The 15,880-nt window shown below is 63.3% G+C and carries 15 protein-coding genes; 8 read left to right on the plus strand and 7 right to left on the minus strand.

Annotated elements, in window-relative coordinates; genetic code table 11:
- Positions 1 to 24: 24 nt before the first annotated feature.
- Together NCG91_RS12165 and NCG91_RS12170 are read right to left on the minus strand one after the other, a co-directional pair.
- The gene (locus NCG91_RS12165) at positions 25 to 1,884 is read right to left on the minus strand and encodes a CHASE domain-containing protein (protein ID WP_251349882.1); all 1,860 of its coding nucleotides are present in this window, start codon (positions 1,882 to 1,884) and stop codon (positions 25 to 27) included.
- 201 nt (positions 1,885 to 2,085) lie between these two features.
- Positions 2,086 to 3,852 carry a glutamine--tRNA ligase/YqeY domain fusion protein gene (locus NCG91_RS12170; protein WP_251349883.1) on the minus strand — a complete coding sequence of 589 codons (1,767 nt, stop codon included), beginning with the start codon at positions 3,850 to 3,852 and terminating at the stop codon, positions 2,086 to 2,088.
- 161 nt (positions 3,853 to 4,013) lie between these two features.
- Between NCG91_RS12170 and NCG91_RS12175 the strand changes: the two genes are divergently transcribed.
- From NCG91_RS12175 to NCG91_RS12190, 4 genes are all read left to right on the plus strand, one after another.
- On the plus strand, positions 4,014 to 4,307 hold the full coding sequence (locus tag NCG91_RS12175; RefSeq protein WP_010395442.1) for a DnaJ domain-containing protein: 294 nt from the start codon (positions 4,014 to 4,016) through the stop codon (positions 4,305 to 4,307).
- A 96-nt stretch (positions 4,308 to 4,403) separates the two neighbouring features.
- Positions 4,404 to 4,916, plus strand: a complete 513-nt coding sequence (locus NCG91_RS12180; RefSeq protein ID WP_034781751.1) for a hypothetical protein — start codon at positions 4,404 to 4,406, stop codon at positions 4,914 to 4,916.
- Entirely contained in the window at positions 4,906 to 5,706 is an 801-nt protein-coding gene (locus tag NCG91_RS12185; RefSeq protein WP_034781755.1) for a hypothetical protein, read from the plus strand. The genes NCG91_RS12180 and NCG91_RS12185 overlap by 11 nt, the downstream gene beginning before the upstream one ends.
- Positions 5,707 to 5,725: 19 nt before the next feature.
- Positions 5,726 to 6,598, plus strand: coding sequence for a hypothetical protein (locus NCG91_RS12190; protein WP_251349884.1), 873 nt, complete (start codon positions 5,726 to 5,728; stop codon positions 6,596 to 6,598).
- Positions 6,599 to 6,626: 28 nt separating this feature from the next.
- On the opposite strand, the gene NCG91_RS12195 is transcribed toward NCG91_RS12190, so the two are convergent.
- Entirely contained in the window at positions 6,627 to 7,529 is a 903-nt protein-coding gene (locus tag NCG91_RS12195) for a LysR family transcriptional regulator (RefSeq protein WP_077400521.1), read from the minus strand.
- 107 nt (positions 7,530 to 7,636) lie between these two features.
- Here NCG91_RS12195 and NCG91_RS12200 point away from each other — a divergent pair, with 107 nt between their 5' ends.
- Positions 7,637 to 8,911 carry an MFS transporter gene (locus NCG91_RS12200; RefSeq protein WP_251349885.1) on the plus strand — a complete coding sequence of 425 codons (1,275 nt, stop codon included), beginning with the start codon at positions 7,637 to 7,639 and terminating at the stop codon, positions 8,909 to 8,911.
- Between the two features lie 5 nt (positions 8,912 to 8,916).
- Here the strand turns inward: NCG91_RS12200 and NCG91_RS28020 are convergent, their stop codons facing one another.
- Positions 8,917 to 9,561: a hypothetical protein gene (locus NCG91_RS28020; RefSeq protein ID WP_285817119.1), complete on the minus strand. Its 645-nt coding sequence runs from the start codon at positions 9,559 to 9,561 to the stop codon at positions 8,917 to 8,919.
- Positions 9,562 to 9,738: 177 nt separating this feature from the next.
- Here NCG91_RS28020 and NCG91_RS12210 point away from each other — a divergent pair, with 177 nt between their 5' ends.
- Complete coding sequence (locus NCG91_RS12210; RefSeq protein ID WP_070257487.1) at positions 9,739 to 10,065, plus strand: hypothetical protein; 327 nt, start codon at positions 9,739 to 9,741, stop codon at positions 10,063 to 10,065.
- Between the two features lie 5 nt (positions 10,066 to 10,070).
- Here the strand turns inward: NCG91_RS12210 and NCG91_RS12215 are convergent, their stop codons facing one another.
- Positions 10,071 to 10,949: a LytR/AlgR family response regulator transcription factor gene (locus NCG91_RS12215; RefSeq protein WP_251349886.1), complete on the minus strand. Its 879-nt coding sequence runs from the start codon at positions 10,947 to 10,949 to the stop codon at positions 10,071 to 10,073.
- Positions 10,946 to 12,064 (minus strand): sensor histidine kinase, encoded by a 1,119-nt coding sequence (locus NCG91_RS12220; RefSeq protein ID WP_251349887.1) that lies wholly within the window; start codon positions 12,062 to 12,064, stop codon positions 10,946 to 10,948. Before NCG91_RS12220 ends, NCG91_RS12215 begins: the two co-directional genes overlap by 4 nt.
- 197 nt (positions 12,065 to 12,261) lie before the next feature.
- Between NCG91_RS12220 and ugpQ the strand changes: the two genes are divergently transcribed.
- Positions 12,262 to 13,005 carry a glycerophosphodiester phosphodiesterase gene (gene ugpQ, locus NCG91_RS12225; RefSeq protein WP_251349888.1) on the plus strand — a complete coding sequence of 248 codons (744 nt, stop codon included), beginning with the start codon at positions 12,262 to 12,264 and terminating at the stop codon, positions 13,003 to 13,005.
- Between the two features lie 115 nt (positions 13,006 to 13,120).
- Here the strand turns inward: ugpQ and NCG91_RS12230 are convergent, their stop codons facing one another.
- The gene (locus tag NCG91_RS12230) at positions 13,121 to 15,184 is read right to left on the minus strand and encodes a TonB-dependent receptor domain-containing protein (RefSeq protein ID WP_251349889.1); all 2,064 of its coding nucleotides are present in this window, start codon (positions 15,182 to 15,184) and stop codon (positions 13,121 to 13,123) included.
- 158 nt (positions 15,185 to 15,342) lie between these two features.
- Between NCG91_RS12230 and NCG91_RS12235 the strand changes: the two genes are divergently transcribed.
- Positions 15,343 to 15,795, plus strand: a complete 453-nt coding sequence (locus tag NCG91_RS12235) for a Fur family transcriptional regulator (protein ID WP_251349890.1) — start codon at positions 15,343 to 15,345, stop codon at positions 15,793 to 15,795.
- Positions 15,796 to 15,880: the final 85 nt, after the last annotated feature.

Below are 15,880 nucleotides of genomic sequence, written 5' to 3' on the forward strand. Positions count from 1 at the left end.
TTGATTCATGCGGGGGCGCGCCTGTCAGCCGCTGGCCCGGCTTTCTTCCTCGTAGGGAAACGCGGTGGCGTCCGCGCCCAGCGGCACGCTGACGTGCACGCTCATGCCGGCGCCGGGGCTGCTTTCGATGTAAAAAGTGCCACCTAGCAACTTGATGCGTTCCTCTATCCCCACCAGGCCAAACGAACCGAGCTTGTTGCGCCCGTCGATGGCCGCGCCCACGCCGTTGTCGCTGACGCTCATCGACACCGTATCGCGGCATTTTTCCAGCTTGACCTGCACGCGGCTGGCATTCGCATGCTGGGAAATATTGCTGAGCGACTCTTGCAGGATGCGGAACAGGGCCGTCGCGCATTGGTCGCTGAGGCAAATGTCGTCATGGCTTTCGCTCACTTCGCAGGCGATGCCCGTGCGCTGGCGAAATTGCGCCACCTGCCATTCGACGGCCGCATTCACGCCCAGGTCCAGCACGGTAGGGCGCAAGTCGTTGATGATCTGCCGCACACTCTTGATGGTGGCGTCGATCTGTTCCAGGGTCGAACGGGCGCGGGCGTTCAGGCGCGGGTGGCGGCGCTGCGTGCGCGAGGCCAGCATGTCGGCGTCGATGCGCAGGACCAGCAGATTCTGTCCCAGGTCGTCGTGAATTTCGCGCGCGATGCGCTTGCGCTCTTCTTCCTTGATCTGGTCGGCGTGCGCGGCCAGGCGGCGCAGTTTCTGGTGCGACAGTTGCAATCGGATCTGGCTGGCGCGCAATTCCTCCGTCATGCCCGTCGCCATCTGGATGGCGCGCCGGCGCGACGACGCCAGGGTATGGAACAGTACATACAGCAGCATGGTGCTGGCAAAGCCGATCAGCAGGGCCAGCCACGGCAGGAAGGCGTCGAAGCGCGAATACAGGTCGCTCTTGCGCACGCTGAACAGCGCTTGCCAGGCGCGGCCATTGTGCTCGATCAGCAGCGTGCTGCTCAGGTAGCGGCCCGAACTGCCGGGCTGCCACCATGGCGCATGCATGCCCGCCGCCGTACTGTCGAAGATGGGGCGCATGTCGTGCGGCAATTGCAGCGGCACGTCCCGCTGTTGCAGCGCCTGCGGACCGATATCGAACAGGGTCAGGCGGACGTTGCGTACCGGCATGTCGGCCAGCGCGCTGCGCATCATCGTCACCAGGTCGTAGCCGATGCCGACGGAACCCTGGTATGCCGCGCGCCTCTGCTCCACCGTATCGACGGGCATGCCGAAGCGGTACACGGGCAGGCGCATGGCCATGCCCGTCAACTGGGGACGGCCGTCCATCGGCACGGGCACGCCGGAATTGCTGATGTGGCCGGAATCGCGCGACTGCGCCAGCGCTTCGGCGATCTGCGGGCGCGAGGCGATGTCGTAGCCATACTTTTCCGGGGCGCTGGCGATCGGCTCGATGTATACGAGCACGGAATACTGGGCGCGCGGGCCGGGCGGGTGGATGGCAAACGCCGGATAGCCGTCGCGCCCGGGCGGATAGTCGCGCCGCATGGCCGCTTCATAAGCGGGGCGCTGCGTCTCGTCGAGTTCCTGGCTGTAATTGAGATTCATCACGCCCGGATAGTTCTGTTGCAGGGCGATGTTGGCCACGTAGCGGTGGAATTGCTCGCGGCTCACGTGTTCGTTGGCCTGGAACAGGCTGGCCGTGCCGCGCAGCAGGTTGGCATACGACTTGGTGCGCGATTCGATGTTTTTCTGGGTGTTGCGCGCCAGATTGTTGAATTGTTCGCTGGCATCGCTTTCGATCGACAGCGAAGCGGCCATGTAGAACAGCAGGCCCACCATCGTCGACACGACAAAGCCGAACAGCCACAGCGGTCTTTTTTCAGCAGCTAAGGGGTGTTCGCCGGCAGTAGAAGACATCGCCATCCGCATCAGGAAGAGGAATCGGGTGCCGCCTGTGTGGTGGTGGCTGTACTCAGTTGCACAAGGACTATCGAAATTGCAAATTGCTCAATAGCTGCCTAATATACAAAACTATCGTGAATATAGTCAACAGGCAATATTTCTCTTTGAAACGAAAAAAAACCGCCGCAGCGGTTTTTTTCGTGTGCCGTCCAGCCCTTATTTGGCGGGCTGCCAGCTGTCTTTCAGGGTGACGATGCGGTTGAAGACGGGCTTGCCCGGCTGGCTGTCGACCCGGTCGGCCGCAAAATAGCCGTGGCGCTCGAACTGGAAGCGCTGTTCTGGCTGGGCCAGTTCCGCGCCCGGTTCCAGCCACGCTTGCACCACTTCCTTGGCCAGCGGGTTCAGGGCCAGCTTGAAGTCCTTGCCGCCCGCGTCCGGCTGCGGGTCCGTAAACAGGCGGTCGTACAGGCGCACTTCGGCGGGAATGGCCGTCGGCGCGCTGACCCAGTGCATATTGCCCTTGACCTTGTAGTTGGCGCTGCCTTCCGTGCCCGACTTGCTGTCCGGGAAGTAGGTGCAATGCACGGCGATGACCTTGCCGTTTTCATCCTTGTCAAAGCCCGTGCACTCGATGACGTAGCCGTAGCGCAGGCGCACCTTGCTGCCCGGCTTGTCGTCGATCGGCGGATACAGGCGGAAATAGCCCTTGTTCGGCACTTCCATGAAGTCGTCTTCCTCGATCCACAGCTCGCGCGAGATGGGGAAGGTGCGCAAGCCGCGCTCCGGGAAGTGCGGGTGCACGGGCGCCGTGCATTCCACGCTGTCGTTTTCAGGGAAATTGTCGATGATCAGTTTCAACGGACGCAGCACGGCTACCGAGCGGGGCGCCTTCGGGTCCAGGTCTTCGCGCAAACAGCCTTCGAGCACGCTGTAGTCGATCCAGCCGTCGGATTTCGTCACGCCCGTGCGTTCGCACATCAGTTGAATCGCTTCCGGCGTGTAGCCGCGGCGGCGCATGCCCACCAGGGTCGGCATGCGCGGGTCGTCCCAGCCGTCGACGATTTTTTCTTCCACCAGTTGGCGCAGCTTGCGCTTGCTGGTGACGATGTAGGTCAGGTTCAGGCGCGAGAATTCGAACTGGTGCGGCACCGGTTGCTGGAAGAAGCCGCCGGCGGCCAGGGTTTCCAGCAGCCAGTCGTAGAATGGGCGGTGGTCCTGGAATTCCAGGGTGCAGATCGAATGCGTGATGTTTTCCAGCGCGTCCGAGATCGGGTGCGTGTAGTCGTACATCGGATAGATGCACCAGGCGTCGCCCGTGCGGTGGTGGTGCGCATGGCGGATGCGGTAGATGGCCGGGTCGCGCAAGTTCATGTTCGGCGAACTCATGGCATCTTCGCTCATCTTCGCGCGCAGAATGTGTTCGCCATCCTTGAATTGGCCCGCCTTCATGGCGCGGAACAGGGCCAGCGATTCGTCGCGCGGACGGTCGCGGAAGGGCGAATTCTTGCCCGCCTGGCCGAAATTGCCCCGGTTGGCGGCCATGTCTTCGGCGCTCTGGCTGTCGACATAGGCAAAGCCGGCTGTGATCAGGTACTCGGCCATCGCGTACAGCTGGTCGAAATAGTCGCTCGCATAGTGCAGGTGGCTCTGGCCATCGGCCTGCTTCGGTTCCCAGTCAAAGCCCAGCCATTTCACGCTGTCCATGATGGTGTCGACGTATTCCTGCTCTTCCTTCGCCGGATTGGTGTCGTCGAAACGCAGGTTGCACTGGCCGGCGTAATCGCGCGCCAGGCCGAAGTTGACGCAGATCGACTTGGCGTGGCCCACGTGCAGGTAGCCGTTCGGCTCCGGCGGGAAACGCGTGATCACCTGGGGCAGGCCGGGACGCACATGGGCGCCGGCAGCCAGGTCGGCTTCGATGATGTTACGCAAGAAATTGGGCGCCAGCGCCGGCGCGGCGTTATTCGGTTTATCGTTGCTCATTGATCAATGCGGAAGAGTGACAGTAAAAAGCATTTTACCGTACCGCAAGCGCTTTATAAGCACGTATTTGCCCCCATTTCCCGGCATGCAAGCGACGCGGACGCCGTTCTATAGGATAATTCGCCTTTAATTAGTAGAAAAACGTGACCCCGGAGCCTTTTATGGAAAATTTATATAACGTCCTCGGTGTCGCGCCCAATGCCAGCGACGATGAAATCAAGAAGGTTTACCGTTCGCTGGCCATGCGCTTCCACCCCGACCGCAACCAGGCCCCCGGCGCCGAGGCGCGCTTCAAGAGCGTCACCAAGGCGTATGAGATCCTGGCCGACCCGGCCAAGCGCGCCGAATACGACCAGAGCGTGAACCACCGCATCATCATCGATCCGGAAGCGGAAGCCTATGCCCTGTGGTGCGGCGTGTTCCGCCTCCACGGTACAGTATTACCTGCCGATTAAATCGATGCGGCCCGCATCAGCCGGCCAGAATTACTTGAAAAACAACAACAACGGCGCTGTTCATCCAGCGCCGCGCATCACATTGGAAAGCACAGCATGAGAAGAGTACACCCTGAATTCGCGTACCAGTCGCGCGAGCTGGAAGGCCAGATCGAAGGCATCCTCGGCGACCCGCCGAACCGCAAGAACTATAAAAGCATGGTCGACGCGCTGGTGGGCGAATACGCGAGCGGCGGCGGCATCGAAGACGTGAACATGCTGGCCTTCGCGCTGGTCGACCACATCACCTTCAGCGACCCGAAGGGCTTGCTGGCCGAAAGCGAAGACTACGAATTCGGCGATACGGCCCGCGTGTTTTCCATGGCCGCGTGCGCCGCGCCGGAAGCGGCCAAGATGTACGCCGCCATCGAGGAAAGCTTCCCCGACCTGGCGCGCCAGGCCATCATCACGGCCTTCCTGCACAAGAATCCCCGCCTGTGGGACGACGACGACCAGTCGCTGGACCAGCTGGCCGCCAATGACGACGGCGACGATGAGCACGATGAAGACGAAGCGACCGACGATTTCGCCCAGATGTTTGACCAGGATGGAGATGACCATGGCCGATAATGACAAGCAAAATGCGGATCAAAAGAGCAATCTTCCCGCGCTGACGAAACAAGTCACGGAATTGGTGCTGTCCGGTTCGCTGGGCCACGCCGAGCAGGCGTTTGCCGACGCGGCCGACCAGTACGGCGATCTTGCCGTGGTGGAAGTGTTGAATGCCATCCCGCCGCAAGTGACGGCCCTGCACCTGGCCGGTTTCGACGGCGGCAAGATGTCGCTGGCGACCTTGCTGGTGCCGCCGAAAGCTTGGGCCGACAGCCTGGCCTTCATCGCCGCTACCTGGAGCGACGACCAGATCGAGGATGATCCGGAACGCATCGCCGAAGCCCTGTTCGCGCACATCCACGGCGTCGTGTTTTCCACCGACGACGCCGAGCGCCGCCGCGAGCTGCTGCTCGAAGCGTCCGCCACCGACTGGGGCGCCACGGCGTTTGCCATCCTGTTCTCGATGGCGCCGAAGGAAATCCTCGAAGTGGCGGGCGAGATCGTCATCAAGGGTCCGTACGTGACGGGCGTGACCTCGTCCGACAACGACGTCGTACCGCTGGCCATCGAGCTGGCGCAAGCGAATGAAGACGGCTGGGACCGCTCGTTGTTCGAACTGTTCCCCGACTTCCGCCACAGCGCCGACCTGGCCGACGCGGAATACTCGGACGACCCGGACGAAGAGCCGACCATGTTGCAGCGCAGTACCAAGGAATTGCTGTACCGCCTGCGCAAGCAAGTGCCGAGCACGCGCAGCGCGCCGCGTTCCAGCACGCGCCGCAGCCTGGGCACGGGCATTTTCTCTTGATGAAAGCAGGGAACGTCTAATGCTGCCAGCAATTGTAGTAGAGAATCTTCCGCGCCTGGTGCGCGCCATCAAACTGTTGCCGGGCGACCCGCGCGAAGACGCGGCCCTGAACCTGGCCGATGAATTGACGGGCATCACGGCCATGGTGGCCGAGAAGTTCACGAATGAACGCACGGCCGACGGCATCCAGAAAGCGCTGTACCTGACGGTGGGCGGCGTGTCCTTGGGCCTGGAGCAGGCCGTCACGCATGAAGGCGACCAGGCCGCGCTCGATTTCCTCGTCGAGCACGGCGCCGAGCACGCGTTCCAGGTGGGCTTTCGCCTGATCAAGGAATTGTCGCAGCTGCCGGAAGACGCCCTCGTGGGTGAATACGACCAGGACCCCGTCTACCTGCAGCGGCGCCTGCGCGAGCTGTTCATCGATATTTGCCAGGCCGACCCGAACCAGAACTGGGCCGGCTATGAAAAGTATGCGTTGCAGTTGCAACAGCGCAAGGAAGTGCAAGCCGTGGTGCGTCTGGCCAGCTGGCTGCGCCGCCACCACGACAATGGCCCCGTCAGCGACAGCGACTTGAATGCCGAGGGCGTCATCGCCCTGGCCATCATCTTCGCCATCGAAGGCGGCGGGCGCGTCATCGCGCGCACGGGGCAGAAGGAGTTTGAACGCTTCGTGCGTTCCGTGCGCAAGAACAAGCCCGACTTCGAGGAAGGCTGGGCCGCCCTGGTGGCCAAGGTGCCCGTGCAGCATCACCCGGTGTTGCTCGACCGCATAGCTTCGTACCGCCGCAGCTGCACCGTCGTGCATAAGATCCTCACGCGGGCCAGCATGAAGAGCCTGTTCGAGGATCTGGAAAACTATGCAGGTTCGGAGCTGGACGCCGACTACTCGTAATGCAGTACGTGGGCCGGCGCCTGCCGGCCTACGCTCCCCCTTCCAGCGCCGCTTCCTCGGCCAGTTTCACGAATGCCGCCACCAGCGGCGACGTTTCTTCTTCCCTTTGCGCCAATAACAGACTGGTCGTCGCCTGCGGGTCGTCGATGGGGCGGTAGCACACGCCATCCATGCGGATGCGGTCGAACGAGGCGGGCAGCACGGAAATGCCGCAGCCGGCCGCCACCAGACCGATGATGGTCGACGCCTCGCCCGCTTCCTGCGCCACTTGGGGCACGAAGCCGGCCGCCTTGCACAGGCGAAAGATCTGCGGATAAATCCCCGTGCCCGCATCCTTGGGATACATGACAAAACCTTCGCCCGCCATGTCGGCAATCGCGATGGCCTCCTTGGCCGCCAGCGCGTGGGCGACGGGCAGCACGAGGAACAGCGGGTCCTGGCGCAGTTGCGTCAGCTTGATATCGGAGGGATACGTCGTTTCCGGCGGGCGCACGAAGCCCAGGTCCATGGTCCGCCCCGAGATCGCTTCCAGTTGATGCAATGTCGCCATCTCGTGCAGGGTCAATGTGACGTGCGGAAAGAGCTGGCGGTAGCGGTTGATGACGGTGGCGAAATACGGCGTGAATGGCGTGGAAAAGGTAAAACCGATGCGCAATTCGCCCGCTTCGCCCCGCTGCGCCCGGCGTGCCGTCACGGCCGCCTGCTCCGACAGGGCCAGGATGCGCCGCGCATCGTCGAGGAACAGCGTGCCCGCCTGCGTCAGCCGTACGGAGCGCTTGTTGCGCTCGAACAACTGCGCGCCCAATTCCGCTTCCAGCGCCTGGATTTGCTGGCTCAGCGGCGGCTGGCCGATGTGCAGGCGCTCGGCCGCGCGCGTGAAGTGCAACTCCTCGGCGACGGCGACAAAATAACGCAGGTGACGCAGTTCCATATTCGTCCAGTAATCGTTTTAAAGTATGAGTTGGGCCTTAAATATATATTGGACGATATGAGTTGGCAATCCTAAGATGAAGACTCGCTTCTTTCACGAACACGGCCATGTCTGATTCATCGCTTGCCTTTGCCTCCGCCGCCACTCCGGCGCTTTCGCCTGCCGCTCCCGCTCCCCGCACGGCCATCGCCAAGGGTTCCATCGAATTCAAGCGCAGCAACCGCGCGCTGTTCTTCGGCGGCTTTTCCACTTTCAGCTTGCTGTACTGCATCCAGCCCCTGTTCCCGCTGCTGTCGCACCAGTTTCATCTGACGCCGGCGCAAAGCAGCTGGTCCCTGTCCGTGTCGAGCGGCTTGCTGGCCATCTCGCTGGTGCTGCTGAGCGCCGTGTCGGACCGGGTGGGCCGCAAGCCGCTGATGGTGGCGTCGATGTTTTCCGCCGCAATATTGACCATTTTGTCTGCGTTCGCGCAGGATTATGCGCAGTTGCTGGCGATCCGCGCCGCGCTGGGCGTGGCCCTGGGCGGCATGCCGGCCGTGGCCATGGCTTACCTGGGCGAGGAAATCGAAGGGCCGTCGCTGGGCCTGTCGATGGGACTGTATATCGCCGGCAGCGCGTTTGGCGGCATGTCGGGGCGGCTGGTGGCGTCCATGCTCAGCGATTTCCTGTCGTGGCGCTGGGCCCTGGGCGTGCTGGGCGTGGCCGGCGTGCTGGCGGCGGCGGAATTCTGGCGCAGCCTGCCCGCGTCGAAGAACTTCGTGCCCAGCACCAAGGGCTGGAATGCCTTGCCGCATGCCATCAAGCAGCATTTTTCGGATAAGGGCTTGCCGTGGCTGTTCTGCCTGGCCTTCGTGCTGATGGGCTGTTTCGTCAGCCTGTATAACTACATCGGCTACCGCCTGCTGGCCGCGCCCTTCGGCTTGCGCCAGAGCACGGTCGGCTTGCTGGCCTTTTTGTACCTGATCGGCATCTTCAGTTCCGTCTGGGCGGGCCGCCTGGTGGACCGCCTGGGGCGCCGGGGCGTGCTGTGGATCATGCTGTCGGTGATGCTGTCCGGCATTGTATTGACCCTGTTCGACTCGCTGCCGCTGATCGTCATCGGCATGGCGCTGGCCACCTTCGGCTTCTTTGCCTCGCACTCGATCGCCAGCAGCTGGGTCAGCCGCCGCGCCCGCGCGCCGCAGGCGCTGGCCTCGGCCTTTTATTTGCTGTTCTATTACCTGGGTTCCAGCCTGATCGGGTCCGCCTCGGGCATGATGTGGGGCTTCGACGGCTGGACGGGCGTGGTCGTCATGCTGGGCCTGTGCCTGGGCGGCGGCGTGCTGATCGCCTTGCGCCTGCGCCATTTGCAACCATTGGGGGCGCGCGAAGCGGTGGGCTGATCCGGCTATTTGGGGCAGTTGCCGATCATCGTTTCCCCCTGCTTGCCCGCGCGCGTGGTCACGCACAAGGTGCCCAGCGCGCTGGTGATTTTATAGGTGCGGCTGCCTTTGGCCTCGTTTGCGCCGATCTCCTCGATCCTTGATGCTTCATACCATTTCGGCGGCACGGCCGCGTAGGCCTCGGCAAATCCCTGTTGCATGCGCTTGAAGCCCGTGTCGTCGAATTTCTCCCCACCCCGTTGCGGGAATTCCTTGCGCAGCTCCTTGTCGATCTTGCCCACGTCGCGCTTGGCTTGCGCCAGGATGTCGGCCGCGCTGGGCGGCGCGGCGAGCGTGATCGCTTCCGGCATTGCCGGCGCCGGCGCCTGTTCGGCGGCGGGAACGGGCAAGGGGCGGCTGACGGGCGCCGGCATGGGCTGGCGCGGCGGGCGTGCGGCGGCCGGTTTTGCGTCGGGCAACGGTACGGGGACCGGCTTGGGCGGCGCCGGGAGCGTGTGGCGCAGCCAGGCGATGGCCGGACCCTGCGGCAAGTGTTCGTCCATGACGGCGCGGGGCCGCGACTGCAAGACGATATACGCAAAGCCAAGGTGCAACAGGACGATCAGCAGCAGGCTGGGAGCGCGGCGGCGCAGGGTAGTTGGCGAGGTCATGGAGGGCATGGTGGTTCAGGTACGCCAATGTATCTGAAGGATTTGATAATTATCTAAAATGTCACCAGTGCTTACAAAAAAGTGCCATATGGAAATTTCAACGCCATGGCGGCTGGCGGGGAACCCTGCGCCAGTCTGGTGATCCAACCCCGGACACCACGCGAACAGGAGATCATCATGATGCAAGTAAAGGAAGTGGCACGGCGCTTTGGCGCCATTGAACATGCGATCGGCCAGGCGGCCCAGCTGTGCGGCAAGCAGCAGGGCATGCCGATGGACTTGAAGGATTGCATCAATCAGCTGGATCAGCAAAAGAACGCCGTGCGGCAAGCCATCGACACGCAAGACGATGCGCGCATCCGGCAAGCCGTCGACCAGATGGAATCGCTGGGCGACCGCGCCAAGCGGGCATGCGGCACGGCGGCCAGCGTGACGCCGGAAATGAAGAGCGCTGTGCTCAAGGTGCATGATGAATTGTCGGACTTGAAGCACCAGCTGCATTAACGGTTTTACATCTGGCGGAACAAATGGGCATATAGAGGGCTGACGCGCAGCTGCGCCGGATGCTGGCGCAGGGTCAGCGACAGCTTGCCGGCCTCGTCGCGCACGGCCGTGGCGATGGCGCTGGCGTTGACGATGGTGCCCCGGTGGATTTGCCAGAATTGTTGCGGGTCCAGCTGGGGCAGCAACTCTTTCAGGCTCGTGCGTATCAGCGCTTCGCTGTCCTGGCACACGACGTTGATGTATTTGTCCAGCGCTTCGAAATACACGACATCGGCCAGGGCGATCATGCGCACGCTGTTGCCGACGGCGGCACGTATCATTTGCAGGCGCGGCGCGGGCGGCAGCATGGCTTGCAACTGGCTCAGCAGGCGGGCCATGTTGCCGTCGCTGGCGGATTCGGCTGTCGACGCTGCCGTGGCGGCTGGCGCGGTCGCTGGCGTTGGGCTTGCCGTAGCTGTAGCGTTGCCGTTGCCGCCAGCGCTGTCGCGCAAGCGTTGCTGCAGGCGTTCCACCGTCTTGCCCAGGCGCGCATCGTTGACGGGTTTTAAGACGTAATCGGCGGCCGCGTGTTCGAAGGCGGCCAGCGCATATTCGTCGTAGGCGGTGACAAACACGATGTGGGGGAAAGGCACGCCGTCCGGCCACTGTTCCGCCAGTTCCTCGGCCGCTTCCAGGCCCGTCTTGCCCGGCATCTTGATGTCGAGAAAGAGTATGTCGGGTTGCAGCGCCAGGCCTTGCCGCAAGGCTTCCACGCCGTTGGGGCAAGTGGCAACGATGTCGAGCTCCGGCCACAGCCGTTGCAAGGCGTGCGCGAGGGCGGCGGCGAGGATGGGTTCGTCTTCGGCGATCAGGGCGCGCGGCGCGCGTGGGGTATGTGGACTCATGCGAGGTGGCTCGTGATGGTGGGTGGAAGGGGAAGTGTCAGGCGGGCGGTCGCGCCTGCCGGATGGTTGGCGGTCAGCGACAGGCTGGCGGCGTCGCCGTGCATGCCGCGCAGGCGTTCGCGGATATTCGCCACGCCCAGGTGGGTACCCTTGGTCTGGCTCGGATGGTCGAGGCCCAGGCCATCGTCGCTGACGGTGAGCAGCAGCACGCCAGCGTCCGTGGATGCCTGCACGTGGATGTGTCCGCCTTCTATCTTCGGCTCCAGGCCGTGCTGGATGGCGTTTTCCACCAGCGGTTGCAGCAGCATGGGGGGCACCTTGATCTGGCGCAAAGTGTCGGGCAAGTCCAGCGTAAAGCGCAGGCGCGCACCCATGCGTATCGACATCAGGCCCAGGTAGGCTTGCATCAGGGAAAATTCCTGCTCCAGGGTGGTGGACCCGGCACGCGAGGAAGAGAGGGTGGCGCGCAGATACTGGATCAGCTGGTCGAGCAGCAACTGGGCGCGCTCCGGGTCAAAGCTGATCAGGCCTTGCAGGTTGGCCAGGGTGTTGAACAGCATGTGCGGCTCGATCTGCGCCTGCAGCAGCTGCAGCTGGGCTTGCATAGCCTGGCGCGCCACGGATTCGGCGCGGGCCTTTTCCTGGGCGGCTTCCATTTGCAGGCGGGCAATTTTTTCGCGGCTGGAGAAAAACAGCACGGCGCCGCCCGTGGCCAGCAGGGTGAATACGAGCGTGCCCATCATCTGCGTGGGCAGCAGGTTTTCGAAGCCGCCCACGTCCACGCCCGTCAGCCAGCTGAACAGGGTCAGGCCCAGCATTTGCGCCACGGGCACGGAAATCAGGATGATGAGCATGAAGGGCAGGAATTTGGGCCGCTGGCCTTCGCCCCACAGGGTCAGGCGCATGCCGTCGATGAGCAGGAAGGCAATCGTGCCGATGCACATCGAGGCGATCAGGTTTTGCCCGAAATGGCTGCCCGGATTGAGGATGAAGGTAATGACCAGCGCGCAAATCACGTTCAGCGCCAGCGCATAGCGCGCGTCGGGCAGCATGCGGTAGTACGGAGACCTGGCCTTGGCTGCTGGCGCAGCGGCGGATGGAGCGTCGGTTTTCATGGTGGTGTCTGCTGGTAGCGATGGGGCATTGTGTGCCAGCGCAAGCCTGGGCGCAACCGTGCTGCGACGAAACGGGGCTGGCGCGCCGCCATTCGCGGCGGAGGATCGCCAAACGGGGCCGCTTTACTTTTCAGGGCAGGCACGCAATAGTATGGCAAGACAGTCTGTATCCATGGAATTGCTATAAAGGAAGCATCATGTGGCCTTATCCACGCACCCTGGCGCACCGCGGCGGCGGCACCCTGGCGCCTGAAAATACCTTGGCCGCCCTGCGCTGCGGCCTGGCCTACGGCTACCGCGCCGTGGAATTCGACGTCATGCTGGCGTCCGACGGCGTGCCCGTCGTCGTGCACGACCCCGAGCTGGGCCGCACCGTGGCCGGTCGCGGGCATATCAACGATTACACGGCCGCGCAGCTGGGCGCGATGGAGGCGGGCGCCTGGTTCGGCCCCGCTTTCGCGGGCGAAGGCGTGCCCACCTTCGATGCCGTCGTGAACTATTGCAAGGCGCAGCGCATCTGGATGAATATCGAAATCAAGCCGGCGCCCGGCTTCGACGTACCCACGGGCAAGACCGTGGCGCTGGCCACGCGCGATCATTTTTCGCAGGAAATTGCTGCAGGGGAATTATTGCCGCTGTTGTCGTCGTTCAGCATTGCGGTGCTGGAGGCGGCGCGCCAGGCGGCCCCGGAACTGGCGCGCGGCTGGCTGGTCGAACAGATACCGGATGGCTGGGCGCGGACGACCCGCAAACTGGGCGTGGTGGCGCTGCATTGCGACCACCAGCAGCTGACGCGCGCGCAGGCGCTGGCAGTCAAGGAAGAGGGATTGGGATTGTTTTGCTACACCGTCAACACCCCGGAACGGGCCAGCGAGCTGCTGGCCTGGGGTGTGGACGGGTTTTGTACGGACAGGATCGATCTGATCGGAGCGACGGAATAATGCGATGCATACTCAGCGGAAATCCGGGGTCAGTCCCTTCGGGAGTGGAATTTTCCCCATTGGAAAAAATTCCCCCGGACGGGTCTGACCCCAGCAGTTGCTGTCTAGTCAAACATTAAAAGGTGATACGCATGCCGACCATCAAGTTGCGCCCCGTCAACGGCGCCGCATTCTTGATGAACGAGGTGTGGCTGTACGCCAGTTCATTCGTCAGGTTGTTCGCCTTGATGTAGAACTGGGCCGGCGTCGTGCCGATGCGCGTGTCGTAGTTGGCGGACAGGTTCAGCATGTTGTAGCCCGGCGTGGCCGTTTCGAACGCTGCCACTTTATCCTGCTTGCCCACGCGGTAGAACTCGGCCACGCCGCTCCATGCCTGCCAGTTGGCGTCGACCTTCACGCCGACGCGCTGGGCCGGGATGCGTGGCAAGTTGCCGCCGCCGTCGGCCAGCTTGGCCCGCACGTAGTCGCCGAACACGCTGGCGCCGAACATGGGGTTCAATTGCTGGCGGATCTGGCCTTCCACGCCCGTGAAGGTTGCGTCGCGCTGCGCGTACTGGATCAGCTGGAAGCCTTCGTGGCTGTCCAGGGTGGAGCCGAAGATGTAATTATCCACCTTGTTGCGGTAGGCGCTGGCCGAGAAGGTCGTGGCGCCCGCATATTTGCGCAAGGTCAAATCGATATTGTTCGACGTTTCCTTGCCCAGGTTTTGATTGCCCAGCTCATACGTGGCCGTGGCCATGTGCACGCCGTGCGCATACAGTTCCTCGGCGCTGGGCAGGCGGTGCGTGCGGGAAATGGTCGAACCGAGCGAATACTGCGGCGCGAATTTCCACACGGCACCCAGCGAGATCGACGTGCCCTTGGCGCTGCGGTCTTGCAGGGTGGCGCTGTCGACGGTGATGTCTTGCCATTCGTGGCGCAAGCCCGCTTCGAAGCGCCATTGGTCGAGCTTGTATTCCTCGACCAGGAAGGCCGCGTGCTTCTTCGTTACCGTCGGCGCCACGTACGCTTCCTCGCCCAGGGCGGAGAAATCGCGCTTCGACGTTTGCAGGCCGACCACGCCGCGCCAGCCGAAGACGGGATGGTGTTCCATTTCCAGGCGTGCGTCGTGGCCCTTGTTCTTGAAGGTGGTGGCGATTTCCGTGCCTTCGATTTCATCATGCTTGTAATCGGTGAACGAAGCGCGCAGGCGCAGCTTGGCGAAGCCGGGCACGGGATCGCGCAATTCGCCGCGCACGTCCCAGCGCTCGCTCTTCAGCTTCACGTACGGCACGCTTTCATGCTCGTGATCGTGATCGTGGTCGTGTTCCTCTTCATCGCCATGGCCGTGGCCTTCGTGGCCGCCGCAGTGCAGATGCGTGCCGTGCGGGTGGCAGCTTTCGAATTCGTGGTTGTGGCCAGGCAAGCCGTATTCCGCATGCTGGCTCGTGAAGGCCAGGCCCAGGAAGCCGCGCTGTCCCACCCACGACACGCCCACGCTGCCCGTGTCCGTCTTGTTGTAGCTGCCGCCTACTTTCGAGCCGCCTTCCCAGCCGCTGCCGACCTTGTATTCCTTCGCGTCGCGCTTGACGCCTTCCGCGTGGAAGGCGATGTTGCCGGAGCCGCCAGTCACTTCAAAGGCGCCCGCCTTTTCGCGCGCGGCCGAGTTGGCGCGCACTTCCGCGCTGCCTTCAAAACCTTTCGCCGGCACGCGCGTGGGGATTTTCTTGTCGATCACGTTGACCACGCCGCCGACGGCGCCGCCGCCGTAGGCCAGCGCGGACGGGCCGCGCAAGACTTCGATCTGTTCCGACAGCATCGGTTCGGCCGCGACGGCATGATCGGGGCTGATGGTCGACGCGTCCTGCACTTCCGCGCCATCGGACAGCACTTTCACGCGCGGGCCATCCATGCCGCGGATGATGGGACGGCTGGCGCCGGCGCCGAAATGGCTGGACGTGATGCCGGGCTGGCCGGCCAGGGTTTCGCCCAGGGTCGCTTCGCGGGCGCGCACCAGTTCCTCGCCTTCGAGCACGGTGACGGGCGTGCTCATGTCGTCGCTGCCCAGGGCCAGGGCACTGGCCGAGACGGTCACGGCGGGCAAGGTTGTCGCTTGCTGCGCCACGGCGCTGGCAGGGGCGGCAAAGGCCAGCATGATGGCCAGCGCGAGGGGAGTGGGTTGGTGAGGACGGACGGACATGGGCAAGAATTCCTTTATCGGCGATCGGTTTGACGGGTCGGGGCAGGCCATTGCCGGATGGGGTGGCTGCCAGAAGATGATAATGATAACCCATTATCATTACTGTGTGACAGTTTTTCCGGGCAGGGGAGTCAGGCGGATGGTGTATTCTGTCGGCTATGGAACGCACAACACGTCAAAAAACCGCTATTCAAGCCGCCATCGAGTCGGCCCAGCGCCCCTTGTCGGCGCAGGAAATCCTCGAACAGGCCAGCTTGCAGGTGACGCAGCTGGGCATCGCCACCGTTTACCGCAACTTGAAATCGCTGGTGCTGGAAGAAAAGGTGCACGTGGTGACTTTGCCGGGTGAAAATCCGCGCTATGAGTCGAACACGGCCGCCAATCACCACCACCACCATTTCCAGTGCACCACGTGCCAGCGCGTGTTCGACGTGCATGATTGCCCGGGCGACTTGAAGCGCATGGCGCCGCAAGGCTTTGTCGTCGAGCGCCACGAACTGACCCTGTACGGCCGCTGCGCCGACTGCAATGCGGCCGCCGGCGCCACAGGCTCCGCGGTCAAGGCCACACCTGCACCGCACGCCTGCGCCAGCCACCACGACCCGGCCTGAGCGGGCAGGTTGTCGATGTTGGCACGGGCGCAACAATGCCCTGGCCCGCCGTCATTGCCGCACCCCATATCACGTATAATCTTCC

This window comes from Janthinobacterium kumbetense, assembly GCF_023703445.1.
GTDB lineage: Bacteria > Pseudomonadota > Gammaproteobacteria > Burkholderiales > Burkholderiaceae_D > Janthinobacterium > Janthinobacterium kumbetense.